The 25552-nt window shown below is 38.1% G+C and carries 24 protein-coding genes and 1 riboswitch; of the genes, 14 read left to right on the top strand and 10 right to left on the bottom strand.

Annotation, left to right across the window (positions count from 1 at the left end):
• Window positions 1–99 precede the first annotated feature (99 nt).
• On the bottom strand, window positions 100–978 hold the full coding sequence (locus JI723_RS12115; RefSeq protein ID WP_070925487.1) for a LysR family transcriptional regulator: 879 nt from the start codon (window positions 976–978) through the stop codon (window positions 100–102).
• Between the two features lie 116 nt (window positions 979–1094).
• Between JI723_RS12115 and JI723_RS12110 the strand changes: the two genes are divergently transcribed.
• From JI723_RS12110 to JI723_RS12070, 9 genes are all read left to right on the top strand, one after another.
• On the top strand, window positions 1095–1970 hold the full coding sequence (locus tag JI723_RS12110; RefSeq protein WP_272579689.1) for an HpcH/HpaI aldolase/citrate lyase family protein: 876 nt from the start codon (window positions 1095–1097) through the stop codon (window positions 1968–1970).
• On the top strand, window positions 1963–3189 hold the full coding sequence (locus tag JI723_RS12105; RefSeq protein ID WP_272579690.1) for a CaiB/BaiF CoA transferase family protein: 1227 nt from the start codon (window positions 1963–1965) through the stop codon (window positions 3187–3189). Before JI723_RS12110 ends, JI723_RS12105 begins: the two co-directional genes overlap by 8 nt.
• 62 nt (window positions 3190–3251) lie before the next feature.
• Entirely contained in the window at window positions 3252–4568 is a 1317-nt protein-coding gene (locus tag JI723_RS12100) for a 2-hydroxycarboxylate transporter family protein (RefSeq protein WP_140181353.1), read from the top strand.
• 98 nt (window positions 4569–4666) lie between these two features.
• A riboswitch (Fluoride riboswitch) is annotated at window positions 4667–4735 on the top strand.
• A 108-nt stretch (window positions 4736–4843) separates the two neighbouring features.
• Complete coding sequence (gene crcB / locus JI723_RS12095) at window positions 4844–5224, top strand: fluoride efflux transporter CrcB (protein ID WP_272579885.1); 381 nt, start codon at window positions 4844–4846, stop codon at window positions 5222–5224.
• Window positions 5225–5978: 754 nt separating this feature from the next.
• Complete coding sequence (locus tag JI723_RS12090) at window positions 5979–7202, top strand: hypothetical protein (protein WP_070925483.1); 1224 nt, start codon at window positions 5979–5981, stop codon at window positions 7200–7202.
• A 4-nt stretch (window positions 7203–7206) separates the two neighbouring features.
• Window positions 7207–8442: a Zn-dependent hydrolase gene (locus JI723_RS12085; protein ID WP_337979398.1), complete on the top strand. Its 1236-nt coding sequence runs from the start codon at window positions 7207–7209 to the stop codon at window positions 8440–8442.
• Between the two features lie 35 nt (window positions 8443–8477).
• The gene (locus JI723_RS12080) at window positions 8478–9662 is read left to right on the top strand and encodes a M20 family metallopeptidase (protein WP_272579692.1); all 1185 of its coding nucleotides are present in this window, start codon (window positions 8478–8480) and stop codon (window positions 9660–9662) included.
• Between the two features lie 935 nt (window positions 9663–10597).
• Complete coding sequence (locus JI723_RS12075) at window positions 10598–12748, top strand: filamentous hemagglutinin N-terminal domain-containing protein (protein ID WP_070925480.1); 2151 nt, start codon at window positions 10598–10600, stop codon at window positions 12746–12748.
• A gap of 59 nt (window positions 12749–12807) precedes the next feature.
• Window positions 12808–14484 carry a ShlB/FhaC/HecB family hemolysin secretion/activation protein gene (locus tag JI723_RS12070; RefSeq protein WP_337979397.1) on the top strand — a complete coding sequence of 559 codons (1677 nt, stop codon included), beginning with the start codon at window positions 12808–12810 and terminating at the stop codon, window positions 14482–14484.
• A gap of 257 nt (window positions 14485–14741) precedes the next feature.
• Here JI723_RS12070 and JI723_RS12065 read toward each other — a convergent pair whose 3' ends face one another.
• A complete protein-coding gene (locus JI723_RS12065; RefSeq protein ID WP_140181341.1) occupies window positions 14742–14918 on the bottom strand; it encodes a DUF2526 family protein in 177 nt (58 codons plus the stop codon).
• A 107-nt stretch (window positions 14919–15025) separates the two neighbouring features.
• On the opposite strand from JI723_RS12065, the gene JI723_RS12060 reads away from it, so the two are divergent.
• Complete coding sequence (locus tag JI723_RS12060) at window positions 15026–15379, top strand: hypothetical protein (protein ID WP_233445700.1); 354 nt, start codon at window positions 15026–15028, stop codon at window positions 15377–15379.
• Between the two features lie 75 nt (window positions 15380–15454).
• On the opposite strand, the gene JI723_RS12055 is transcribed toward JI723_RS12060, so the two are convergent.
• Window positions 15455–16015 (bottom strand): helix-turn-helix domain-containing protein, encoded by a 561-nt coding sequence (locus tag JI723_RS12055; RefSeq protein ID WP_070925477.1) that lies wholly within the window; start codon window positions 16013–16015, stop codon window positions 15455–15457.
• A gap of 80 nt (window positions 16016–16095) precedes the next feature.
• Here JI723_RS12055 and JI723_RS12050 point away from each other — a divergent pair, with 80 nt between their 5' ends.
• Both JI723_RS12050 and JI723_RS12045 read left to right on the top strand, forming a co-directional pair.
• Window positions 16096–16752 (top strand): AzlC family ABC transporter permease, encoded by a 657-nt coding sequence (locus JI723_RS12050; RefSeq protein WP_140181427.1) that lies wholly within the window; start codon window positions 16096–16098, stop codon window positions 16750–16752.
• 2 nt (window positions 16753–16754) lie between these two features.
• On the top strand, window positions 16755–17075 hold the full coding sequence (locus tag JI723_RS12045) for an AzlD domain-containing protein (protein WP_175442455.1): 321 nt from the start codon (window positions 16755–16757) through the stop codon (window positions 17073–17075).
• Window positions 17076–17161: 86 nt separating this feature from the next.
• Here the strand turns inward: JI723_RS12045 and JI723_RS12040 are convergent, their stop codons facing one another.
• Window positions 17162–17350, bottom strand: a complete 189-nt coding sequence (locus JI723_RS12040) for a YegP family protein (protein ID WP_070925476.1) — start codon at window positions 17348–17350, stop codon at window positions 17162–17164.
• A 390-nt stretch (window positions 17351–17740) separates the two neighbouring features.
• Entirely contained in the window at window positions 17741–18067 is a 327-nt protein-coding gene (locus tag JI723_RS12035; protein ID WP_070925475.1) for a hypothetical protein, read from the bottom strand.
• A 255-nt stretch (window positions 18068–18322) separates the two neighbouring features.
• Here JI723_RS12035 and JI723_RS12030 point away from each other — a divergent pair, with 255 nt between their 5' ends.
• Window positions 18323–19327: a luciferase-like monooxygenase gene (locus JI723_RS12030; RefSeq protein WP_070925474.1), complete on the top strand. Its 1005-nt coding sequence runs from the start codon at window positions 18323–18325 to the stop codon at window positions 19325–19327.
• Between the two features lie 606 nt (window positions 19328–19933).
• Here the strand turns inward: JI723_RS12030 and JI723_RS12025 are convergent.
• The 4 genes from JI723_RS12025 to hxpB all read right to left on the bottom strand — a co-directional run bounded on the left by JI723_RS12025 (window position 19934) and on the right by hxpB (window position 23571).
• Window positions 19934–20320 (bottom strand): YkgJ family cysteine cluster protein, encoded by a 387-nt coding sequence (locus JI723_RS12025; protein WP_070925473.1) that lies wholly within the window; start codon window positions 20318–20320, stop codon window positions 19934–19936.
• A gap of 249 nt (window positions 20321–20569) precedes the next feature.
• The gene (locus tag JI723_RS12020; RefSeq protein WP_070925472.1) at window positions 20570–21961 is read right to left on the bottom strand and encodes an L-cystine transporter; all 1392 of its coding nucleotides are present in this window, start codon (window positions 21959–21961) and stop codon (window positions 20570–20572) included.
• Window positions 21962–22139: 178 nt separating this feature from the next.
• On the bottom strand, window positions 22140–22715 hold the full coding sequence (locus tag JI723_RS12015; protein ID WP_070925471.1) for a metal-dependent hydrolase: 576 nt from the start codon (window positions 22713–22715) through the stop codon (window positions 22140–22142).
• A 190-nt stretch (window positions 22716–22905) separates the two neighbouring features.
• Window positions 22906–23571, bottom strand: coding sequence for a hexitol phosphatase HxpB (gene hxpB / locus JI723_RS12010; RefSeq protein WP_070925470.1), 666 nt, complete (start codon window positions 23569–23571; stop codon window positions 22906–22908).
• A 248-nt stretch (window positions 23572–23819) separates the two neighbouring features.
• Between hxpB and JI723_RS12005 the strand changes: the two genes are divergently transcribed.
• Entirely contained in the window at window positions 23820–24359 is a 540-nt protein-coding gene (locus JI723_RS12005; RefSeq protein ID WP_070925469.1) for a YniB family protein, read from the top strand.
• Between the two features lie 46 nt (window positions 24360–24405).
• On the opposite strand, the gene JI723_RS12000 is transcribed toward JI723_RS12005, so the two are convergent.
• Window positions 24406–25275: a fructosamine kinase family protein gene (locus tag JI723_RS12000; protein ID WP_140179082.1), complete on the bottom strand. Its 870-nt coding sequence runs from the start codon at window positions 25273–25275 to the stop codon at window positions 24406–24408.
• Window positions 25276–25552 lie beyond the last annotated feature (277 nt).

Below are 25552 nucleotides of genomic sequence, written 5' to 3'. Positions count from 1 at the left end.
ATTTAAACTCAAATTTATATATTTCACTGAGTTAAAGGAAGAAATCGATACTGAGCTATCTGTCACTTTAAAAACATCACAATAAATTAACAGTTCAAACTATTTTTCTTCATTTTTATCAAGAAACAATTGCTCAATAACGGGGGCAATAAGGTTTTTTTTAGCTGAATTATATTTGTATAAAATACCAATGTCGCGGCTAGGAGCAGGTTCAGGTAATGGAAATTTAATGATATTTTTCCTATCACTAAATAGCGGCTGCCAGTCTGGTATTAATGAAATACCACAGCCACTACTGACAAGTGACACAATCGCATCAAGTGTATTTAAATCAAAACGTTTATTTACCTGAATATTTTGTGATTGCAAATAGCGGTCAGCAACAATCCCCCCCCATGATTGTTGGTGATAGCGAATAAATGGCTCTGTTTTTAGCAAGTCATGAGCCGTACGGCCTTTTAATGTTGCGGGGGCGACGACGACAAATTTTTCTTGATGATGGTGTAACCAACAATATTCTTTACTAAGAGGAAATAGTGGTGTTACTAGCAAAGCAAGATCGATTTCATCATTTGCCAATTGTCGGTACAAACCACTGGAAAACCCTAATTCAATTGATAAAACTAACTGCGGAAACTGTTCGTTTAAATGTGTTAAGACATCAGGAACTAACATTGACAATAAGGTTGGTAAGACGCCAATCCGAAGCTCTCCTGCAACATCTTGCATTGAGGCTAGCTGTTTTAAGGCCTTACTTCCTGCAATTAATTCCCTGACTTTAGGAAGAATTGCTTTCCCTTCAGGCGTGACTTGCATTGTACGACCTGTTCGATAAAGCAGTGCTACGCCAATCTCATCCTCTAATGCTTTGATTCTCTGTGCCATGGCCGTTGCTGTTAAATGCAATTTACGTGCGGCAGAAGCAACGGAGCCTTCTTCAACAATACAGAGAAAAGTTTCTAAGAATCGAATATTCATAATTAACTTTTTGTTGAGTTTGAAAGTAGAAAAACAATGTTTTGTTTACTTTAATGGCTGAGTACAGTGGTTGTAAATACATTTCTTTTTTACAAATACATAACATCGGGTGAATTATGCGTAGCAAATTATTTGTGCCTGCATCAAGGCCTGAACTTTATCGTAAGGCGCTAAATAGTGCATCTGATTCGGTTAGCTTCGATCTTGAAGATGCAGTAAAGCCTGAAGATAGGCCTGAAGCAAGAAAGTTTTTATCTCAGTTTCTCGATCAAATGCCATTAAATTCTCAATCACAAACAAAAGATTTAATTGTTCGTATCAACTCATTAGAAAGTGATGATATTCGCGCCGACTTACAAGTTGCAGTTCATCCTAATATTCAAATTATTAATCTCCCAAAAGTTGAGTCAAAAGAACAAATTATTGAATTAGCTGAGCGTATTAATGTTATTGCTGCCAAAAAGGGATTAAAAAATAAGCTAGCGATACTTGCCACAATAGAAACTCCAAAAGGATTACGCAATGCCCATGAAATAGCGGGTTCCTCTGAACAATTAGTGGCTTTACAGCTGGGGTTTGGCGACTTATTAGCCCCTTTTAATATCACGGCTACGGATATGTCAATACGCCAATATATCCGATTACAGCTAAAAATGGCGGCAGCCGAACATCAGTTAGCGGTTTGGGATTCGGCTTGGCCTGATATCCACGACAGTGAAGGTTTTATCGCGGATGCGCAAGCAGCAAAAAATCTTGGATACACAGGCAAGTCTTGCATTCATCCAACTCAAATTGTATTGGCAAATCGTATTTTTATGCCAACTAAGCAAGAAGTAGAACAGGCATTAGCCATTATTGAGACCGCAAAAAATAGTCAGCACGGTGCTAGTCAATATCAGGGAAAAATGATTGATGCGCCTTATCTCGCTCAAGCATACGCGGTTGTTGAGCAAATAAAAAATATCAGCAAAAGGAAGTTGAATAATGAATAAAAATAATACAAGAATTCAGGAATTTAATCCACAAACGAAAGGAGCACTACAAGGGATCCGCGTTATCGATATATCACGTTTAGTCGCGGGTAATATGTTGTCATTGCAGCTGGGAGATGCGGGAGCGGATGTTATAAAAATCGAGCCAATTAAAGGAGATCCTCTTCGGGCATGGAAAGAAGAGGGCGATTCATATTTTTGGAAAGTCTATGCTAGAAACAAGCGTTCTATTGCCTTAAACGTACGTGATGATGAAGGCAAGGCGATACTATTAGAATTATTGAAGCAAGCTGATGTCTTTATTGAAAACTATCGCCCTGGGACACTTGAAAAAATGGGGCTTTCACCCGAGGTTTTGCATCAGCACAATCCCCAATTAATCATTGTGCGTATCTCTGGTTTTGGGCAAACCGGTCCCTACGCACAACAGCCAGGATTTGGCACATTAGTGGAAGCTATGAGTGGTTTTGCTCATCGAACCGGTTTTGCGGATCGAGAGCCTGTATTACCACCGCTTGCATTGGCTGATATGATCACAGGAGTGTATGGTGCAAATGCGGTTACGACAGCACTATTTGCTCGATTTAGGCAACTTTCTCAAGGGCAAGTAATTGATTTATCACTGTTAGAATCTATCTACTCGGTTTTGGGGCCAGAGGCGGCTATTTATGAAAAAACCGGTTTGATTAAGCAGCGCATTGGTAGCGCGTCTAATACTAGCGCTCCAAGAAATGTTTATTGTTGCCGTGACGGAAAATATGTCGCACTTTCAGGCTCAACGCAAACCATGGCATTACGTTTTTTTGACTTAATTGGACACAGTGAGTTTGCGGATGACCCTCGATTTTGTGATAACAGTGCACGAGTTAAAAATCGTGAACAACTGGATATCATTATCGCTGATTGGTTTGCACAAAGAAACCGAGCAGAAGCACTTGAGCTAGTTCGAGAAGCAGGCGTCACTGTTGGCCCTGTTTATAGTATTGATGATATTGTTAATGACCCACATTTTATTCATCGCCAAGTTCATCTATCTGTAGCAGACGATGATTTTGGATCGTTGAGTATGCCAAATATTTTACCTCGATATTCCTCAACACCCGGTGTTTGGCGTTTCCCCGCTCCTAAATTGGGGGAGCACAGTCATGAAATTTTGAGCGAACTTGGATTTGACGAGCAAAAAATATCCATGTTGCGACAAAAAGGTGCGATCGCATAAAAGATCTCGCATCACCCTACAAAAATCGGTAACACTCATACAAATAATATAAAGAGGTCACCATGACACAACATAATATTGCTGCATCACCACCACAGACTTTGGTCAAAGTATTTAACTATAAAGTGGGATTTATTCCGTTACCTGTCTATCTATTATTATTGTTGCTAGTGGCTGGCATTATGTCTGTGAAGAAAATAGGTACTGATTTACCTACTATGATAGCAATATTGGGATTAGGTGGAGCAACTTGTGCGGAAATCGGTAAACGCATTCCTTATTTAGGTAAAATGGGCGGATCCGCAATCATTGCTGCATTTCTTCCATCATATTTAGTGAGTATTAATGTTATTCCACAAACATTAGTCGAGCCGATTACATCATTTACCAAGTCCAGCAATTTTATTTACTTGTTTGTTTCTTCAGTAGTCGTTGGTAGTATTTTTACTATGGATAGAAATCTTATATTAAAAGGGTTTGCTAAGATTTTCTTACCATTATTTATTGGTTCAATACTTGCCTTTATTATTGGTGGGTTAGTTGGGCTCGCTTGTGGTTTAGATTTAAAACAAATCGTATTCTTTATTAGTACGCCAGTAATGGGTGGGGGATTAGGGGAAGGTGCCATTCCATTATCGGTTGGATATTCTGAAATCATGGGGATTGATTCTGGAAAAGTACTTGCACAATTATTGCCTGTGATATTAGTTGCTAACTTGTTCGCAATTATTATTTGTGGTTTTTTAAACATGATCGGTCGCCGTTATCCACATCTAACAGGAAATGGGCAGTTACAGGTGACTGGTGATAATTTACTGGCAGGAAATAAACAAGAGGTAAAAGGTACTATTGATGTTAATTGGGTTATTAGCGCAGGTATGTGTGCGATTACACTTTATTTAGCTGGTGTTCTGTTACATGCATTATTTGGCCTACCTGGTCCAGTATGCATGCTCTTTCTTGCAGTAATATTAAAGCTGAGTAATTTAATTCCTGCTCCGCTTGAACAGGGGGCAAAGACGTTATTTCAGTTTTTCTTAGCGAGTGTGACATACCCATTATTATTTGCGAACTCAGTTGCGGTGACACACTGGAGCGAATTAGTTGCTGCATTCCATCCAACAATATTAATTACTATTTTTGTGACTGTAGCGACGTTAGCCTTAGTTGGTTTTCTCATGGCTAAGAAAATGGGTATGTATCCTGTCGAAGCGGGGATTGTTACGGCGTGCCATAGTGGTTTAGGTGGAACTGGTGATATTGCTATTTTAACCGCAGCTGAACGTATGACGTTATTGCCGTTTGCTCAAATATCTACACGAATTGGCGGTGCTATTACTGTGATGATTGCCTTATTAATATTTGCTCAACTAAGTTGATGTCACAATCAGCACTTATATAGTGTATAGGTGCTGTTCAACGAGTGAATAAATTATACAATAATCCACTATTTACCTTGTAATTAATTAGCTGTAATCTAATTGCAGGAGATGGCATTCCTCCCGTGAAAAACCGCCCTTAATGGGTTGATGATGCCTACGTTAACCTTTTCAATTGATGGGGTACGTAGGTATTATGTGCCCTAATTATTGGGGCATAAATGTTAATATATCCGCGCATTTATTTCCCCATGATAACACTAGGGGATCCCGCTATGTATGCAGCTCTTTTTTCTATCGCGCTAGGTTCTGTTTTAGGTGGTTGGTTAAGATGGTTTATCAGTCTAAAACTCAATCATCTCTATCCAAATATTCCAATGGGAACTGTATTTGTCAATCTTGTCGGGGGATTTATCATTGGCTTTGCGATTTCTTATTTTGCCAATGCCAATCTCAGTCCTGCCTATAAACTGTTTATTGTGACCGGTTTTTGTGGCGCGTTTACTACATTTTCAACGTTTTCATTGGAAGTCTTAGTGCAAATACAAGAAGGAAAATTACTGGTGGCACTGAGCACGATTGCTATTCATGTTATCGGGGCACTAATTTTTACTTTTTTAGGCATGTTATGCCATAACTGGCTTGCTCAGCAGTGATTAAGCAATGAATTTTTGATTGAGTGTTTGGTAACGATACCCGTTAAATAAACGATGAGGTATGCGCTTATATTGCATATTTAGCGGGTATGCTTCAGGTTGCAGCGCCTTTCATTAAGATATGTTGATTGTATTTGATCGTAGCTATTACCTATTTTTTAGGTGCCTAGAGACTCGTTCAGTTGTTACCTAGCGGCCTCTAAAATTATTTAAGGGAGAGGGCGCTGTTATTAGTGGAAAACCTATTTTAGGTATTGATTACACTCAATACTGAATAAAGTAGATTGTTTGGGATAAATTAATTAATTCTTTTATAAAATAATTCGTTTTCCAAAATAGCGAGTATACCTTTTTAATATATAGCACTTTTCGACAGAATATAATTTCACTGTTTAAAAAACAAACCAAAAAAATTATCATTTGATTTTTTTTATAAATTAGCGATATCACATCGATATGTTAACTAATTGTTAGTCAATTCTAATGTCATATGCCGATCGGCTATGATTTATCACTGTTAAGCTTAGTAGCTTTCTATTTTGTAATTTGTGACCTCTTCAGTGGGTTATCTATACATATTGATTTTCGATGATATTATGAATTTTGGTATGCTTTTAATCGCTTTTAGATAAATCATCTTTATTGTGACCAAATACCATACTAAATGGTGTCGTATGTCACCTCTAATCATAAATAATAAAATTTATAATCTATAAAAAATTGAATTTTAAACAGATATAGACGGGGAAAAGTTATGTCGCAGATGTTAGCGCTGTTTATTATAGTTTTGATTTTGTATATCGGGGATGCGATTGCAGTGAGAACTAAAGCATGGATCCCTTCAGTGTTTGTATGTGCTGTCTTATTTTTATTAGGTTATTGGACATTTTTCCCTAAAAATATTGTCAGTATTGCGGGAATACCACAGGTCGTTGCTGTGACATTGATGTATTTACTTATCACCAACATGGGAACGCTATTATCATTAAAAGAATTGTTACGTCAGTGGAAAACCATTTTAATTTCTTTGTCGGGTATTTTAGGCATTATTGTTTTTATCTATGCCATTGGAATGGTGTTATTTGATCTTAATACCGTATTAGTAGCTATTCCGCCATTAGTTGGTGGGATCGTTTCTTCGTTAATTATGTCAAAAGGTGCTGCAGATGCAGGGCTAATTGACTTATCTGTTTTTGCTATTCTTATTTACGTGATGCAAGGATTTGCGGGTTATCCATTAACTGCTGTTATGTTAAAACGTGAAGGCCGGCGGGTTTTGACCCAATATCGCAGTGGACAATGGAAAGAATCGCTGTCGGTTGATGGGGCTGATGATGTAGAAGTCAAAACAGTCACTTCTGATGAGGAAATGCCTCGTTTATTCAAAAAAATCCCATCACACTATAATACTAGCTATTTCAAATTCTTACGTCTTGCAGCGGTAGGCTACCTTGCTTATTTAGTTTCAACATGGGCCGCACCAATTGTTAGTATCAGTCCATTTGTATTGTGCTTATTATTTGGCGTTATTGCATCATCGCTAGGATTTTTAGAAAGACAGCCGCTACAAAAGGCTAATGGTTTCGGTTTTGCAATTATGGCGCTGATGTTATTTATATTTGATACCTTAAACCATGCTACACCAGACATGTTATTACGCCTTGTTTATCCAATGGTTGTTTTAATCGTTGCAGCTGTCATCGGTATGTATTTGGCATCATGGATAGTCGGTAAAATTCTTGGTGTTTCCAAAGAAATGGCATTTGCTGTCTCCTTGACTGCGTTATACGGTTTTCCTGCTGATTATATTATTACCAACGAAGCGATTAATGCGCTCACTAAAGATGAAAAAGAACGTCAGATCCTAACGGCACATATGTTAGGTCCAATGTTAGTGGGGGGATTTATTTCAGTTACGATGGTTTCGGTAGTATTAGCTGGAATTATGGTCGGTTTTATTACACCAATTGCGGGATAACACAATGGAAATGAGCAAATTAAGAATTCAACGTCATTTAGAGCAATTAGCTGAATATACCGCGACACCGGGCCAAGGTACGACGCGTATGAGTTATAGCGAGCAGGATAAACAGGCGAGAAATTATTTAAAACAGCAAATGTGCCAGCTGGGTTTACAGGTCAGGGAAGACGCTATAGGTAATATCTATGGACGATTAGAAGGCTCTGAACCTAATTTGCCTGCGGTGATCATTGGTTCGCACTTTGACTCAGTTCCCCATGGAGGCGCCTTCGACGGGCCAGCGGGTATTGTTTGTGGGTTAGACATTATTGCTCGCATCCGTGAACAGCAACTACAGCCGCGTTACCCTATTGAGGTGATTGCACTAGTTGAGGAGGAAGGCACAAGCTTTGGAAGAGGTTTGATGGCTTCAAGCGTGATCACAGGTTTAATTGGCACTAAAGAGTTATATCAACTCAAAGATAGACAGGGAGTGTCAGCGGCAAAACGTATGGCTGAGGCCGGTTTTAATGCGGATAAAGCGGATGAGGCGATCCTTAATCCTTCCCAAGTAAAAGCTTTTTTGGAATTACACATTGAACAAGGGCCAATATTAGAGCAAGTACAAGAAGATGTTGGCATTGTCGATACAATCGTGGGTATTGCACAACTTGAAGTGAAACTAAATGGTAAAGCGGGGCATGCTGGAACTACGCCGATGAATATGCGTTCTGATGCATTAGTTTGCGCGAGCCATATAATTGGTCAGATCCCCGCAATAGCAATAGCGGCTGGTGATGGTACGGTTGCAACGGTAGGGCGGCTCAATGTGCTACCTAATGGTGCGAATGTGATCCCGAGTGAAGTGATTTTTAGCGTTGATATTCGGTCAAAAAATGATAAAGCACTACGACAAACCATTGAGCGAATTATTGATTTAGTTGAGCAAGCAAGCCGTCAATCAGCGATACAAAGTGATGTCATTCAACCACTGTATGTTCCGCCAACGGTATTAAATGAAAATATTCATCAGTTGATGGTACAGCATGCAGCTCAACAAGGGTTGCAATACCGCACAATGGTGAGTGGTGCTGGGCACGATACAATGATATTTGCGGGCATTACCCAAACAGGATTAATTTTTGTGCCAAGCCGTAATGGGTTAAGTCATCACCCTGATGAATGGACTGATTATGAACAAATTGTACGGGGTGTTGATGTCATGTTCGCGACAGCTCGGTCGCTAGCAGAGTGTTGAATTAAAAATAAGTATTCTTAGGTAAAGGTAGAAACATGGTAAATACAACGATTACTCAGGCAATTAAAAAATACACCTCAGCAATGATCGCTTTTCGTCGTGAATTACATTCACATCCTGAATTGCCTTGGGAAGAGGTACGTACCACTAAACGTATCGCAGAAGAACTGACTAAAATTGGGATTGAGTATCGCCTCACCGAGCCTACAGGGATCATTGCTGAAATAAAAGGCGGCAAACCAGGTAAAACGGTTGCTCTAAGAGCCGATATTGATGCACTACCGGTGTTGGAGCTGAATGATTCATTAGATTATAAATCACAAAATCAAGGAAAAATGCATGCATGTGGTCATGATGCACATACTTCCATGCTATTAACTGCGGCGAAAGCCCTCTACGATATACGCGAACAACTGAGTGGTAATGTCAGGCTTATTTTCCAGCCCGCTGAAGAGATAGCTCAAGGCGCGAAAGAAATGGTAAGGCAAGGCGCAGTTGAAAATGTCGATAACGTATTCGGTATGCATATCTGGTCAACCACACCTTCAGGAAAAATCTCTTGTAATGTAGGGGGCACATTTGCTTCCGCTGATTTACTTGTTGTCAAATTTAAAGGTCGGGGGGGCCACGGCTCTATGCCTGAAGCGACCATTGATGCTGCGGTTGTTGCATCTTCTTTTGTGATGAATTTACAAGCCGTGATTTCACGAGAAACCTCACCGCTTGAGTCTGCGGTGGTGAGTATTGGTAAAATGGATGTTGGTACACGTTTTAATGTTATTGCGGAAAACGCGGTCTTAGATGGTACGGTACGCTGCTTTAATATTGAAACGCGTAGTCGCATTGAGTCGGCAATCCGTCGCTATGCAGAACATACTGCCGCAATGTATGGAGCAACAGCTGAGGTGATTTATACCTACGGCACATTACCTGTCATTAATGAAGAGCGAAGTGCATTGTTGGCACAGTCTGTGATTACTGAAGCGTTTGGTGAAGATACATTAATATTTGAAAAACCAACTACGGGCGGTGAGGACTTTAGTTTCTATATTGAAAATATTCCTGGCTGTTTCGCCCTATTAGGATCCGGTAATCCTGATAAAGACACTCAGTGGGCACATCATCACGGACGTTTTAATATCGATGAAGATGCAATGGTCGCAGGCGCTGAACTCTATGCTCAGTATGCGTGGTCCTATTTACAACAAGATAAATTCTAAGAGTCTTACGCTTTACTACAGGTATTATCGTGAGATGTTAGGTTGCTGGCGAAGTGAGAAAATAGCATTGTTTTTCACACTTCGCTGACAGGTTCTAATTAACTGAATTGATTTCGTTGGTGCCTGTATGCCTATCCGCTTGGTTATTTTAACTATGTACTTGTCATACTATGGAGATACCGTGATTTTCCTTAAGGTAAGATGGCTACATTGAGGTTTATCGAGTCACATAGTTTATTTATGCTCCCACCTATCTTCGTTTGTCGCCTACCTACATCTCGAGTTATTTAAAGTATAAGGCTGTTACTTGTTAATTCCAGGACTATTAATATAAGTAGCCGAAAATAATTTACTTATGTAAATAAAAATCACCTAAAATTAAATTTTAATTAAACATGTAAATGGCGTTATTTAAATAAAATACTTTTATTGTAATTGTTTCATTATTTTATTCTCTATAATTTTCTATTTTTCTCTTGAGATTAATCTTAATTTTATTTTTCGTTGTTTTTATGTACTTATTATTCTCTGTTTTTTTTTATTATAAAGGTACCTATGGTTTATTTAATTAAAAACGGCGTAAATAAGCAATAATATAACACTAATAAATATTCATAAAAATAATTTTATATATGATCTATTTTAATGTTTTTTGGGGGTTTTCTTTACGCTATTAAAAAACACTTTAACATCACTTCCCTTAAAATTTAAAAATTTCAACTGATTGATTTCAAAGTTGTATATCTTATTTTGATGGTTTCTCTATTGAAATAGTTAGCTTTTGAAAAGTTTATCTATCTGTGATTTTTATATAATTTAACTTTAGGTTATTTAATTGTTCTTTAAATTTTGTTTATTCCATAATTCATTTGCCTTAGGGCGATTTTATTTCTTTTTTCTTTTGTTTTTATCTATAAATAATCTAGGGTTTAATTATGAAAAAGAATACAAATAAAGTTTTCAGCACGCCCATGCTGAAAATTAAGCCTATTTACTTATGTGTGTCTGTTATTTTAGGTTTTGCTTCTGTTGCTCATGGAGCAATTATTAATACTAATGGTGCAGGTGTACAAGTACAGCCTAATGGACCAACTATTGTTAATATTAATAAAGCGAGTGATAAAGGTGTCTCGCACAATATTTATCACAGTTTTGACGTCGATCCGACGGGTGTGATTTTGAATAACAGCAAAGATTCTTCCACGACCCAATTAGGTGGAACAATCAATGGTAACGCTAATTTAGCTGGTGGCAGTGCAAAAGTCATTTTGAATGAAGTTAATTCTAATAGAGCCAGTACATTAAATGGATTAATTGAAGTAGCGGGGGATAAGGCTCAAGTTATCGTCGCAAACCCATCAGGTATCACTTGTAATAGCTGTGGTTTTATTAATACCAGTCGTGCAACATTAACAACGGGTAATGCAGTTAAAGCAACAGATGGCACAATTGTTGGTTATAACGTTGAAAAAGGCCAAATCATTGTTAATGGTGCACTACGTTCAGATTCACCGACGGATTTATTGGCTCGTTCAGTGGCTATTCGTGGTGATATTCGTGCAAAAGAGATAAATATCACGACAGGCAGTAACTTTGTGGATGCAGACAATCGTTTTACTACTGCGATCAGAGGCATCGGTTCTACTTCTCGAGTCGGTATTGATACTTCCTCTATTGGTGGAATGTATGCTGATAAGATCACCTTAGTTACCACTGAGAATGGCGTTGGTGTGACAAATAATGGCGTTATTTCAGCAGGTACCGGTGGTTTAGTGATTAATTCCGCAGGCCAAGTAACTAATACTGGGCTTAAAATTGAATCGCAAGGTAAGATTAATATCAAAGCAGCAAGTACTATTACAAACCGCAGTAGTATTGCAGGAAACAGTGATATTGATATTACTACCAGCGGATATGGTTATATTGACAATCAGAAAGGCCAAATTGTATCTAATGGTGGTAACGTTAAGTTAGCGACACTCAACTCGATTAATAATAATAACGGTATCGTCAGTGCATTCAATACGATTGATACTCAATCAGGCTCTGTAGCTAACACAAATGGTACGATCCAAACTCGAACTGGTGATATTAATATTAATACTACGGGTGCAATAGTTAATAGCTTCGATTTAAGAAATAACCTACATGAACAGAATAGGCGTGGAATTATTTCTGGTCGTGATATCAATATTTCATCGAATCAGTTAACTAATAACTATGGTAACATTTCAGCTGAACGTAATATGGACATTCGTAATCGTTTAGAAGTGAGGAATAACGGTAAGGCAACACTTCAGTCTAAAGGTTCAATGAACATTGATAGTTCAACCATCAATAACTTATCTTCAACGATCAAAGCGGGTGGAGATATGAATATTACGGCAACAACGCTCAATAACGATAATGTTGCAACAATCAATGGAGAGAAAAACTTAAACGTCAAATCATCACGATTGACTAATACAGGTTCTATCGTTTTTGAAAATGGTAAAGCGAATATCTCAGCGACAGCGTTATCTAACCAGTATGGTTATATTAAAGCAAATGAGATAGAAATGACTTCTGATTCATTAAATAACCAGTCTGGTTATATTCATGCTAATAAATCACTAACCGTTGATTCTGGTACAATATATAACCGTTATAGTGACAACTTTAAGCAAGTCAGTTCACGTTTTGGTTTAATTAACCAATCCGGTGGTTTAGAAAGCAGTGATGGTGGTATTTCGATTAAGGCGAATAGCTTTGATAACCAATATGGGTTGGTATTTGCCAATATCACTCAAAAAGCAAAAGTGACAGGTGATATTAATGTCACGGTTAGAAATGATTTTCAAAACAACCGAGGAACAGTTAGAGCCTCAAATAATATGAATATCACTGTTGGTAATATGACGAATACTTATGGTCTTATCGATGCAGGTAATAGCGCAATGATAAAATCGTTTAAATCAGTTAATAACCAATATGGAACTATTCGTTCAGTAAATACAACACAAATTGATAGTCCAACAATCTACTCACAAAGAAATGGTCAAATTCTTGGTGGAACAGTAGTACTCAACACCTTAGGTTATTACTAATACCTAATTTTAGGGGAGCAGTTTGCTCCCCTATATTTTCAGAATAATTAAGGGTATGTATGTTTTTACGTTTAACGATTATATCGCTATCTGTATTTGCGTTTATGGTTTATGCTGATCCAATACAGCCAATAGACCAACAAATTAATAATCAAATATCTCAAGATAAATCACGATATCAACAAACACAGTTAACGACTAAAGATGTTTTGGATGATAAAGCCGAGATAAAAGAAGATAAATTATATTTTCAACCAGAACAAAATTGTTATGAAATAAAATCAATACACCTTGATACGGAAAGAAAAATTGCTAATATGCGTTTGTTACAGCAGTATGTTGATCAAGCTGTAGGGCAGTGCCTTGGTATTTATGGTATGGAAACGTTAGCAAAAGGTTTACAAGACAAAATTATTAAAATAGGTTATGTTACGACACGTATTAATATACCTGAACAAAATATTAGTAAAGGTTTGCTAAAATTAAAAATTATTCCCGGTACTGTGGATAATATTAAATTAACAGACAACAGTAGTGAATATATTTCGTTGTTTAATACCATGCCCACAGAGAAAGGCAAAGTTTTAAATTTAAGAGATTTAGAACAAGGGCTTGAGAATTTAGAGCGGATACCCGGAGTAAAAACCAATATTGAATTAATGCCCGGTAAAGAATTTTCAACAACAGATATTGAAATTGAAAGGGTACAGTCATCATATTTTAATGTTGGTGGTTGGCTTAATAATGCGGGAAGTCGACAAACAGGAAAAAATCAAATTGGCGTTACTGTATATGGTAATAATTTAACTTCATTAAATGATACAATTTATGTTTCAATGGGTAAAAACCTAGAAAATAGAGCGCGATATTCGACTAAGAACCAAGCAATTTATTATGCAGTTCCTTATAACTATTGGTTGTATTCCGTATATGCAAGTAAAAGTAATTATAAGCAAACAATCAATGATAGTATTATGAGCTATAAATATTATGGTGAAAACCGATATTTAAATTTTAGTGCAAGTCATGTTTTTTTGCGAGGGCAATCCTATAAAGACTCATTAACATTCCAGTTAATGAAAAGAAAATCTAGATATCACCTTGAAGATATTTCATTGTTATCCCAAGAAAGAGATTTAACTAATATTAATATAGGATTAAATCATCGCCAGAATATTAATAACTCTACAGTTGATGCATCAATTAATTATCAACGAAATGTCCAATGGCTGGGAGCAAAACCCAGTTGGGATATGGAGTATGGTGATGTGAGTAAAATGGGAAGGATCATCACTATTGATGTCAATGCAGTCATCCCTTTTTCTTTCGATAACTTTGTTATGAGTTATAACCCTCAAGTGTTTATTCAGTACACCCCTGATAACTTGACGATTCAAGATCAATTTTCGTTAGGAAATCGTTGGACAGTGAGAGGTTTTGATGAAGAGTACTCATTAATTGGTGATAAAGGATTTTATTTTAGAAATGAGTTTAATTTTTACTTTCCTAATGTCTCTATTTATCCTTATTACGCATTAGACTATGGTCGCATAATTGGTGATATTTATCCTATCGGTCTTTACTCAAATGATCAGTTGTTGGGGAGTGCACTAGGTGTTAGAGGAAATTTTAATATATTTAATTATGATCTGTTTATTGCTGTTCCTCTTTATAAGCCCGCGGAATATGAAACAAGTGATTTAAATATAGGTTTAAATGTTCAATGGTTTTGGTAGTAATATCTTTCTTAAAGTGCTGGGTATTCAGTCTAAAAGTGTATGTATTGGTCGCTACAGTAGTTGAATATAGCGCCTAATAGATAAAAGATAACTAAATGGTTAACGATATCTTTAGGCAATATCGTTAACCAAATATAAACAAGTGATTATATGTTTCACTTAATCAAGTCTATTTATTGACACAATCAATCACGCCAATATAATTCATCTCAAACAATATTAATCACATAAAGAGTAATATGTTTGCCCTTATACTAAAGCTCATGGTGTTTAAAAATAGCATTTCTCAATCGTTGCTGTAACTCAAAACGTTGTTCTTGGGTTAATAATTCGTCATGAGAAAGCTGAGCTAATAATATATTCATATTTACAATTGAGTTCTCAGTGAGTAGGGAATCAACTTGTTTTACGATATCTTCATAATGCTGCATGCATACCTCCTAATCGTGGTGATCAACAGATTATAACACAGGGATATGAAGGTTATTATTGATACTGGAAGTGGTTTATTTTTTATATTATACATAGGAATAAGATCTTGAAATTGATTGTCATCGTGATGAGTTTATTACTTTTTGCTTGTTCATCGACAAAATGGGAGCCTATAGGATCACCTGAATGGACTTACCAAGAGGCTGATTCACAGTGTGAATTTGATGCTTTTAAGCGATTTCCAGTACGTAACGAAGTCGCACAACGCACTGTGTATGAAACGATTACAAAAAGATGTAAGAAAAGTGATGAATGTGGCAAAGCGGAAACTTACGAAGAAAAAGTTCCGGCGACAGAAAGCTACGTATTGGATGTGAATAAAGATAGCCGCTACCAAGAATATAGCAAGTGTATGAAACGTAAGGGATGGCAAGAAAAAAGGTACTATTTTTGGGAATAATTGAAAATACTGACCTAAATTATGTTTAGTTACACTTCGAAGCCAATCATAAATATATTTATGCTTGGCTTCGTTTTAATTCTGTCTATCAATAATCATCACTGCCATTGTGTTTGGCTCAAGGGCTCTCATAATATGGGGTATATCTCCCGGATAATGAATATAGTCACCGGGGGACAGCTCAGTTGGATTATCTAAAGGCCCTACCATAGCACGACCACTCATTAAGATAATATGCTCACTCACACCATTCATATGAGGATCAGAGATCCGATCTCGTCCGGGCTGTGCAAGAACAGTATAGATATCACGTTGTGAATTTGACGGTGCAGATGAAAGTAAAAAGGCTAAATAGTTTGCATGTTCAGCACTGATTTTAGTGCCTTCACCATGACGAATTACGGTTACAGGTTCCTGCTGCTCTTCAATCAAACGAGAAAAAGGGACATTAAGAGCGACACAAATAGCCCATAGCGTTTCAATACTTGGGTTGCCAGTACCTGATTCCAGTTGTGATAGGGTTGACTTGGCAATACCCGCTTGGCGAGACAGTTCTGAAAGCGATAGTCCGCTTTTTTGGCGCTCTTTGGCTAATGCTTTGGCAATTAACTCGATAGGTGGGGTCAATGTGCTCAATTTTATTTCCTATTTTGATTGCGCTTTTTATTCTCGTTCTACATAATGAACAAATGTATTATATATCGAACGGTTTTGATATGCTACTTTCAACGCTAAATCATAGCACGGTAAAAAATATTGTACTGGTTTGTCTTGCTGATTTAATTGTCGGCATTTCTTATGGAGCTTTAGCTCACTCTCAAGGATTTGATTTTTGGGTTCCTTTAACACTTTCTATACTAGTATTGGCTGGGGCGTCTGAATTTTTATTTATTGGTGTGGTGTTCTCTGGTGGTAGCCCAATTTCAGCAGCATTAGCTGGTTTATTAGTCAATTCTCGACATATTCCATTTAGCTTTGCCGTGAGCGAATTAGCCGGCAAAGGCCCAAAAGCCCTACTGGGTTACCACATTATGAATGATGAAAGTGTGGTATTTGGGTTAGCTCAGGAAACAGACAAAGAAAAAAGAGCTGCTTTTTGGTTATGCGGTCTGGGTATTCTTATGTGTTGGCCTATAGGGGTATTGATTGGCGAAGGAGTAGGCAGTTTTATTCAAGATACAAAGGCTTTGGGTATGGATGCAATGTTTCCTGCAATTATTTTAGCGCTTTCATTACCTGCATTAAAAGATAAAAGTTTACGCTTAACGGCGATTATTGGTGCCGTAATTGCAGTTGCATCAACTCCATTTTTACCTGCGGGGATACCAGTATTAATGGCTCTTATCAGTTTGGTTATTTATATTAGGAGCTGAATATGATGGATAATCCATGGCTTATATTGGCAGGTATTATCATACTTGCGGTGGGCACTTATTTAATGCGTGCTTCAGGCGCCTATTTTAAAGGTAAAGTAGTACTTTCAGATAGCAAGAAAGCCCTGTTTTCAGCTGCGGCGATTGTTATTTTATTTTCAGTTGCTATGACATCTACAGTATTTGATGGGGAATATTTTTCCGACCCCGCTAAAATAATAGGCGTATTGGTGGCTGGTATTCTAACTTGGTACCAAAAACCCTTTATTATTATTGTATTGTCAGCGTCAGTGGTTACAGCATTATTGCGGTTCATTTTTTAGTTATACTAAAACGCCTTTGCTTAATTAAACAAAGGCGCCAGAGGTTACAACTTTTTATATGTGATTAAGCCGCTAACTACGCAGTATTATGATGTAAGATCTTTAATCTCATCCGTTGTAGCATTTTTTTGCACGGATGCTATACCTTTCATCGCAGCTTGTTTAGACGAATACATTTCACTACTTGCGATAATTTCATGGTTCGCTGCTTTAAGAACAAAGTAATAAGGTTGAGACGTGTCCTTTGTTGATTTTTTCAGTTCGAAATAACCCATGATAAACTCCAATAGTTGTTTAAAGTCGAAAAGCAAGCAGTGGTTATTACCTCTGCTATTTCTTAAGACTAGAAACAAATATGCAAAATTACTAGTTTTTGGTTTCAATTTCAGACAAAAAAAAGCCTCTATGGAGATAGAGGCAATCGTAGGATTAATGTACTCGTCACACTTCAAGTTACAGTGCTTTTTGTTAAAATAGAGTGAATTACATAAGGTAGTCACATAATTTCTACTTATCGCGCAACTGCATCTCAAAATGTTGAGAGTGTAGATCTGATTGTTATTAGTTCAAAATAGCGAATAATGACAATCAATGCTATTTGGTTCTATGTATTAGTCTAAAAGGTAATATCTATAAAAGGTAATACCTAAAGCGAAGATCTAAAACTATTGCGCTACCGCTGGTGCTGGCGGAGTAACAGCATTGGTGGATTGCTGAGTAGAACCACGCTTTATTTGGTTAAAATCAGGAACTTCTACAATAGTCATTTTTACCATGTAACGTTTTCCATCTGCTGCTTTGGGGGCATCGTTAGCCAGTTTTTGTAGCGTTTCATTAGGATTGGTGGTTTGTTGAGTGACGCTATAAATGACATTATGAGGAGCTCTCATATGATGGCGTGGTGATTTGTTATCCGAACCATTGGCCGCGCTAGCTGCAAAGCCAACTGACATTAACATGATAGCAAGTAAACCCGTATTTAATTTATTCATTGATATATCCTCTTATTTGCAATGATTTAGATAATCAATCAATTAGTTTCTAGCCGCAATCGCTTTTACCTGCTTTGACTAAAGCTTCACAATTGCTGCACTTTTTCCATATTTCCTACTTAATTAGCTTTTTTAGCACATTAAATACAGAAACAACATCGGTTGTGCGGTCTAACTGGTAGTGTCTGGAAGGTGAGCAGAGAATCGATTAGGATGGTACTTATTGAATACTGGAGCACGACAAAGTGAGTCATTATGTCTGATAAGCAAATCCCTCTTTCTGTGTTAGATCTCGCGCCAATCATTGAAGGTTCTTGCGCTAAAGAAGCTTTTTCTCATTCATTAGATTTAGCTCATTTAGCTGAGAAACAAGGTTTTCATCGCTACTGGCTTGCTGAACATCATAATATGACAGGTATTGCGAGTGCGGCAACTTCGGTTTTAATTGGTTATTTAGCCGCTAATACGAAAACGTTGCATTTAGGCTCTGGTGGGGTGATGCTACCAAACCATTCTCCTCTGGTTATTGCTGAACAATTTGGCACATTAAATACCTTGTACCCTAATCGGATAGATTTAGGTATTGGTCGAGCTCCGGGCAGTGATCAACAAACGATGCGCGCATTACGTCGTCATATGAGCAATGATATTGACAATTTCCCCCGTGATGTTGCTGAGCTGGTAAATTGGTTTGATGCCATAGATCCTAAACCGGCTGTTCGACCCGTTCCCGGCTATGGTGAAAAAATCCCAGTTTGGTTATTGGGCTCCAGTTTATATAGTGCACAACTTGCGGCTCAAATGGGCTTACCATTTGCATTCGCTTCACATTTTGCACCTGATTTATTATTACAGGCACTTCATGTGTACCGTGAAAATTTTAAGCCATCACAAAGGCTAGAAAAACCTTATGCAATGGTATGTATTAATATTATTGCCGCAGATACTATCCGTGATGCTGAATTTTTATTTACCTCAATGCAGCAAGCCTTTGTGATGTTACGCAGAGGTAATCCATCACAATTGCCACCTCCTGTACAAGATATGGCGAAAATTTGGTCTCCAGCAGAAGAGTATGGCGTACATCAAGCACTAGGTATGTCTCTAGTGGGTGATAAAGCAAAAATTCGTCATGGACTAGCTTCTGTGTTACGCCAAACCCAAGCTGATGAAATTATGGTTAATGGCCAAATTTTTGATCATCAGGCGCGTTTGTACTCCTTCGAACTCGCAATGCAAGCAATGAAGGAGTTAGCATAATTATTTGGCATCGCGCGTCGTGATTTTACCAACAGATTACTGAGAGAAATTGCGGGAGGACGTCCTCCGCGAGGCTTGGTCTGCTTGGTAATAAAGCATAAGTTTAACCGCTGTGCTACCACTGCTTAAGCTAATATATTCGTCATCTTTCAAGTTACAGGGCTTTTGTTTAAGTATAAGTGACTGCGCTCATAGAGTTTATAGGGGCACTCTATACTGAGTGGGGCAGTCACCATATAGTACAGAGCCTATCTCGATAAAAGTAATGAAAAGCTCAATGTTGTCATACAAATGACAACAGGTGCGATTAATGTATTTTGGGTCATTTCTCCTTGGTCTCTTCTGGCTAAGAGGAGAAATCCAAGGAGTTTGGTTTTGGGCGATGCCTTGTTGGTTAAACACAATAACTAATGGGGCTTTTTTATTTTAGTTCACATAATGTTTGAACCGAAAAGGAGCAAACACTCACACAAATATCATCAAAAAATGGCTCAATAAATTTAAAATTGTTCCGACTCTCTTACCTATCAATGAATGCTTTTATAAAGATCTATGGTGTCAGAAATAATAAGAAGATAACCCAGATATATCTGGGTCATAGACGGCTTAACAAGCGATTTGTGGGCGTTGAGGCTCTAGAGGGGGAAGGCCGTGAGCAGCACGAGCGCGGTCACAGGCTTCGTTATGTATGCCATCAAGCCATGATTGTTCAAATTCACGGCATGGTGTTGGCCTTTGTGTATAGATAGAACAGGAAACGCATTCGCCTATGTTGCCTGACAAGGCAGTACATCGGGTATTGTGTTTCTGGTTAGTCCCTTTCATTGCGCTCATAAACGGGGTTATTTGTTCGGTGAGTTCTTGAGGAACAACACCGCCCCCACTTTCACTTTCGGCCCAATAAAAAGAGACTCGGAAATAAGCGCAGCATGCACCGCAGCTTATACAAGGGTTATTGACAGGATCAGTTTTTAGTATATGAATATTTGTCATATATAAAACCACTAACAATTTTGATAATAGAGACCCGCAGAAGACGGGCTGACGTAACATAGGCAGGAGGCCCAGAATCGTTACTCAGGCGATATTATCTTACGTACTATTAACTATTGGCAAGGTTTTTTAGACGTTAATCCTGTTATTTATAATTATCCGTACGATAAATAAATTTAATTAAATTATTTTGACAACAAAAAAGCCTGCTTTAAACAGCAGGCTTTAAAAGTTGAATAACACTGAGGGTTAGACGTGTTTCAAATCACCATCATCCTCTTGGTTAAAGATAGCTTTATCCGTTTCACCCATGAGTTGGCTGGTAACCGTACCAGCAGTCATAGAACCACTCACGTTCAATGCTGTACGACCCATATCAATTAATGGCTCAACTGAGATTAGTAAGGCAACGAGTGTTACAGGCAGCCCCATAGCTGGTAGAACAATCAGTGCAGCAAAAGTCGCACCGCCACCCACACCAGCAACGCCAGCAGAACTTACAGTTACAATACCAACTAAGGTAGCAATCCAGAGCGGATCAAAAGGATTGATCCCAACAGTCGGTGCGACCATCACAGCGAGCATCGCAGGATAGATACCGGCACAACCATTTTGACCGATTGTTGCACCAAATGAAGCTGAAAAACTTGCAATAGATTCAGGTATACCAAAGCGACGCGTTTGTGTCTCAATGTTCAGTGGGATACTTGCTGCACTTGAGCGGCTAGTAAATGCAAAAGTTAACACTGGACCCGCTTTTTTGAAAAACTTAATTGGGCTTAAACCGGTTACCGCGATAAAGATGCCATGGATAATAAACATTAATGCAATAGCGACATATGAAGCGATAACAAAAGTACCTAAATTAATGATGTCTGACAGGTTAGAGCTTGCGACGACTTTGATCATTAACGCCATCACCCCATAAGGTGTTAAACGCATCACCAAACGTACTAATTTCATTGCCCACGCTTGTAATACATCAATCGCAGCTAATGCTTTTTCGCCACGTTCTTTATCATCTTTGAATAGTTGTAAGGCTGCAATACCTAAGAAAGCAGCAAAAATAACCACGCTGATAATTGAAGTTGGACTTGCACCAGTCAAATCAGCAAATGGATTTTTAGGAATAAATGATAAAATCAGCTGTGGAACAGTTAGGTCTGAAACTTTTCCAACATAATTACTTTGAATAGCATCTAAACGAGCGGTTTCTTGTTGGCCTTGTACCAAACCTTCAGCGGTTAAGCCAAATAGGTTAGCCATTAAGATACCAATCAGTGCCGCAATAGCTGTGGTTAATAGTAGCGTAGCGATGGTTAAGAAACTGATCCTGCCTAAAGAAGAGGCTTTGTGTAGGCGTGCGACAGCACTCAATATAGAAGCAAAAACCAATGGCATGATCACCATTTGTAATAGCTGTACGTAACCATTACCAACAATATTAAACCAAAGAATGGAGTCTTTAACTGTTTGATGACCATTGCCATAAACTAGGTGTAGCACGACACCGTAGGCAACACCGAAAACTAAACCAACCAATACTTTTTTCGACAGGCTCCAGCCCTTTGCCCCGAGTTTTGCTAATAGTATCAGTAGTGCTATAAAGACAAGCACATTAATTATTAAAGGAATATTCATTCCGAACTCCAATCGCAGTTTTTGAATTATGTTATTAGCGTTGCAACCTTAAAGGTTATAAGGGATTAGCTCATCCTAACAACTGGTTATATGTTATCAGTAGATAAATGACAATTCTTATACCGAAAAGTAATAACTTATGATGATTGATGCTTACAGTATATTACAAAACTGACACTTATGCAGAGTTATGCATATCTATTTGATTGTGAATATATTTTATAATGCCTTCAAATTGGCCATATAAATCAAAACTATAACTAGCGGGTAGCGAAAAAGCACAAACTGTCAATGCGATAGCAATAAAGCGTTCTGCACGTTTATTTGATTTACTGCGCAAGATAGGAAAACAGAAACGTATAGGCAGCGGCCATAAGAAAGGTACCCCCGAAGGGGTTAGCATATCGGCGATTAAATGGCTGATATAGCCAAGTAAGAAGGCTTGAAGTAAATCACTGGGAATTGGCCATTGTACCGCAAGCCATTGATAACATGTTATAGAAAGCAACAGCCAAGCAATTAGACTATGAGTAAATCCACGATGCCCACACAATTTGGAAATAGGTAATGACAAAATACGCAGCAACCGACCCGGTATAGAAGAAGGGTGATCGATATCTGGTAATAGTGCGCCGAGTAACGCGCCAGGCACCATATGCAGCCAATCACCTTGAGCAAGCTCAGGCGTTAATTCTAACTTATGTGCCATTACTAATGAGGCGACAGAAAATAGCAGGTGCCCTTCAGCGGTCATGGTGGATAAATTACCATCTGTTTATCTATACAGTTATACGGGCAGTATAAAGTGTTTAAAAAGAATATGATAGGGCTAAAAATGAAAAAAACTCTTAGTTATTAGTCGATAACGTTAGAGTTTTATACTTTTGTGCTCTATCCCTATCGATATGTGATAGGGATGAGTAAGAAAGCAGCGAATAGGGCGATTAGCGTAGGTATTTTTCAGTCAATTGCTCAAGTGAAGATAGCTTCACATCAGCAAGCCCCCAGCGAGGGTCGTTAAAGTGTTGTTTATCAGGAACAACAATCGAACGCATTCGAGCGGCTTTAGCTGCTATCATTCCATTAAATGAATCTTCTAACGATACACAATGAATTGGTTTGGTTTCCAATAAAGCAGCCGCATTAAGATAAACTTCAGGGTGCGGTTTGCTGTGAGGCAGCTCGGCCGCAGAAACAACCGCAGAAAAATAATCTCGAATTTCAAATAAGTTTAGGACTTTTTCTAGCATGTATTGTGGCGATGCAGAGGCTAATGCGATACGCAAATCCATTGAGCGGCAGAGATCAAGTGCATGGTGCACGCCTGAAAGAAGGGGACGCTGCTCTTCAACAAGCCCAATAACACGGTCAATGATCATCTGCTCGACTTGTTGAAGAGTATGGCCTTGCCATGGTGAAGCGTGGTACCAAAGTTCAACCACATGGTCGATACGCAAGCCTAATGTATCAGGCAGTTTGTCGGCAACGGAAAGGTCTAAACCTAGTTGACTAAAAACTTCGTGTTCAGCTTGTGCCCAAAAAGGCTCCGAATCAATCAGTAAGCCATCCATATCAAAAATAACGGATTGGATGGATAAGTTATGGTACATATCAAAACTCCATTCATAGCGTTTTTTAAGCCAACTTGAAACTGCTAGCCTTTTAGTGAGACACCGCATTGTAGCAAGTCAGCAACTGATTATATATATTTGAACATTTTTCTTTGTTAATAGCTTAGGAATTAATGAGTTAAATAATCTGAAAATCATTATCTGAGGAATATTAGCCAATGTAAATTTGGTGGCTTCTCAAAAATTCAGTTATGATTAGTTATAAAAAAAATTTTTGAGGGTTAATAATGAATTACCAGACTGCAAGTTATGTCGCAATCGGCAAGCGTATACTCGGTTGGATTGTTTTTCTTGTAGCATTAATTTCAACTTTAGCTTCATTGGTAAAATTGGCGGGTATGAAAGGATTAGAAGGTGAGGGGATTAATGCAGTAGCCAATGATTTTATTAAACTAATGGCAGAAATGACACGGCAAAGTACACCATTTTTGAATATGTTTTGGAATAATTCTCCTGTACCTCATGTCAATGAAGGGTTTTCAGGTGCAAATATTGGTTTTATGGTGATCTTTATTTTTATTTTTGTTGGCTTAGCGTTGAGTGCCTCAGGCCTACGTATGTACCGACAAATTAAATTTATTCGTGAAAGCCTTGAAGATCACGTTATTTTAGAAAAAGCCAAAGGTAATGATATTTCAAAAGAAGAGCTTGAGGCAAAAGTGACTATTCCTCGTCATACTATTTTCACCCAGTTCTTTATTCTTTATTTTTGGCCAATTGTATTCGGGATTGCGATTTACTTTGCTTTGAAATTATTGAATTGGTAAATCATCAGTTTATTGGCCCAGCAATTGTGTTGGGCCAACGTATCAATTATTTCCCATCAAGTAATTCATCAATAATAGAGCGTGCATGCACGTAACTCTTTTCAAGGCCAAAGATATTTGATTGGCAAAGTAAGTAATAGAGTTGGTAAATAGGCTGTCTTTTAATAAATCCGGCAGGTAGCGGCCATACGCTTTGGTAACCATCAATAATTTGGATAGGAAGCTCGGGGTATAGCGGGAGCATGGCGATATCACACTCTCTGTCTCCCCAGTAGCATGCTGGATCATATAACAGCCCATTATTCTCAGCAGTCATAGCACAGTTAGCGGGCCATAAATCACCATGCAATAGTGATGGTTGCGGTTGATGACCGGATAGCTTTTCTTTAACAACATCAACGATCCGTTGGATATCACCAAATACCATGCCTTTTTCTGCTGCCAATTGTAATTGTAAGCCAATACGCTTCTCTGCAAAAAAAGAGCTCCAGCGTTTTTCCCAGCTATTTGGCTGTACGATAGTGCCTAGCATGGTATCAAAATCGAACCCATAACTCGGTTGTTCCTCCCATTGATGGAGGTGAGCGAGTTGTTGACCAAAACGCCATGCATTAGTTGAATCGAAGTTTTTGAGGGGAAAGTATTCGAGAAGCAGGAAACTATGATGTTTATTACTACCCACACCATAAACTTTTGGGACAGTGATCGTGTTACTTTTAGCAAGCATTTCAAGTTGTTCGGCTTCTTGCTTAAACAAAGGTAAAAACTCACGCAGGTTTTGTTTTACAAAGATGGTATGTTGACCATAATCGATTTTCATCGTGTGATGAATATCACCGCCAGAGAGAATTTCTTTGTTATGAAATTCTGCTTCACCTAAGTGTTCGCTTAATAAACGATACATTGCTTGCCACATGACTCACCTCGCTTTGCTTTGGTCTTCACTATACTCGTCATACTTCAAGCTACAGGGGGAACTACGCTCAGCTAGTTGTTTTCTATACTCCTCCATCTATCTTCGCTTCTTGCCTACCTGCAACTCGAATTATTTAGTATATAACTCGATTCTATAGTGACAGTTTGGGAATTAACAGTAATAATTATTTAAAAAGAAGAGCCTATCACGAAATCAGTCACTTAGTTGAAAGCTAGTCTGGAAGTAATCATGAAGACATTACTTTTAAATTCTATTG

Source organism: Providencia manganoxydans, assembly GCF_016618195.1.
Lineage (GTDB): Bacteria > Pseudomonadota > Gammaproteobacteria > Enterobacterales > Enterobacteriaceae > Providencia > Providencia manganoxydans.
Note: the sequence above shows the minus strand (reverse complement) of the source record. Positions and strands in the feature narration are given on the sequence as shown.

Coding starts and splice junctions, on each gene's coding strand:
- JI723_RS12115 (WP_070925487.1), bottom strand. CDS start 978: ATGAATATTCGATTCTTAGAAACTTTTCTCTGTATTGTTGAAGAAGGC.
- JI723_RS12110 (WP_272579689.1), top strand. CDS start 1,095: ATGCGTAGCAAATTATTTGTGCCTGCATCAAGGCCTGAACTTTATCGT.
- JI723_RS12105 (WP_272579690.1), top strand. CDS start 1,963: ATGAATAAAAATAATACAAGAATTCAGGAATTTAATCCACAAACGAAA.
- JI723_RS12100 (WP_140181353.1), top strand. CDS start 3,252: ATGACACAACATAATATTGCTGCATCACCACCACAGACTTTGGTCAAA.
- crcB (WP_272579885.1), top strand. CDS start 4,844: ATGTATGCAGCTCTTTTTTCTATCGCGCTAGGTTCTGTTTTAGGTGGT.
- JI723_RS12090 (WP_070925483.1), top strand. CDS start 5,979: ATGTCGCAGATGTTAGCGCTGTTTATTATAGTTTTGATTTTGTATATC.
- JI723_RS12085 (WP_337979398.1), top strand. CDS start 7,207: ATGGAAATGAGCAAATTAAGAATTCAACGTCATTTAGAGCAATTAGCT.
- JI723_RS12080 (WP_272579692.1), top strand. CDS start 8,478: ATGGTAAATACAACGATTACTCAGGCAATTAAAAAATACACCTCAGCA.
- JI723_RS12075 (WP_070925480.1), top strand. CDS start 10,598: ATGAAAAAGAATACAAATAAAGTTTTCAGCACGCCCATGCTGAAAATT.
- JI723_RS12070 (WP_337979397.1), top strand. CDS start 12,808: ATGTTTTTACGTTTAACGATTATATCGCTATCTGTATTTGCGTTTATG.
- JI723_RS12065 (WP_140181341.1), bottom strand. CDS start 14,918: ATGCAGCATTATGAAGATATCGTAAAACAAGTTGATTCCCTACTCACT.
- JI723_RS12050 (WP_140181427.1), top strand. CDS start 16,096: ATGCTACTTTCAACGCTAAATCATAGCACGGTAAAAAATATTGTACTG.
- JI723_RS12045 (WP_175442455.1), top strand. CDS start 16,755: ATGATGGATAATCCATGGCTTATATTGGCAGGTATTATCATACTTGCG.
- JI723_RS12040 (WP_070925476.1), bottom strand. CDS start 17,350: ATGGGTTATTTCGAACTGAAAAAATCAACAAAGGACACGTCTCAACCT.
- JI723_RS12035 (WP_070925475.1), bottom strand. CDS start 18,067: ATGAATAAATTAAATACGGGTTTACTTGCTATCATGTTAATGTCAGTT.
- JI723_RS12030 (WP_070925474.1), top strand. CDS start 18,323: ATGTCTGATAAGCAAATCCCTCTTTCTGTGTTAGATCTCGCGCCAATC.
- JI723_RS12025 (WP_070925473.1), bottom strand. CDS start 20,320: ATGACAAATATTCATATACTAAAAACTGATCCTGTCAATAACCCTTGT.
- JI723_RS12020 (WP_070925472.1), bottom strand. CDS start 21,961: ATGAATATTCCTTTAATAATTAATGTGCTTGTCTTTATAGCACTACTG.
- JI723_RS12015 (WP_070925471.1), bottom strand. CDS start 22,715: ATGACCGCTGAAGGGCACCTGCTATTTTCTGTCGCCTCATTAGTAATG.
- hxpB (WP_070925470.1), bottom strand. CDS start 23,571: ATGTACCATAACTTATCCATCCAATCCGTTATTTTTGATATGGATGGC.
- JI723_RS12005 (WP_070925469.1), top strand. CDS start 23,820: ATGAATTACCAGACTGCAAGTTATGTCGCAATCGGCAAGCGTATACTC.
- JI723_RS12000 (WP_140179082.1), bottom strand. CDS start 25,275: ATGTGGCAAGCAATGTATCGTTTATTAAGCGAACACTTAGGTGAAGCA.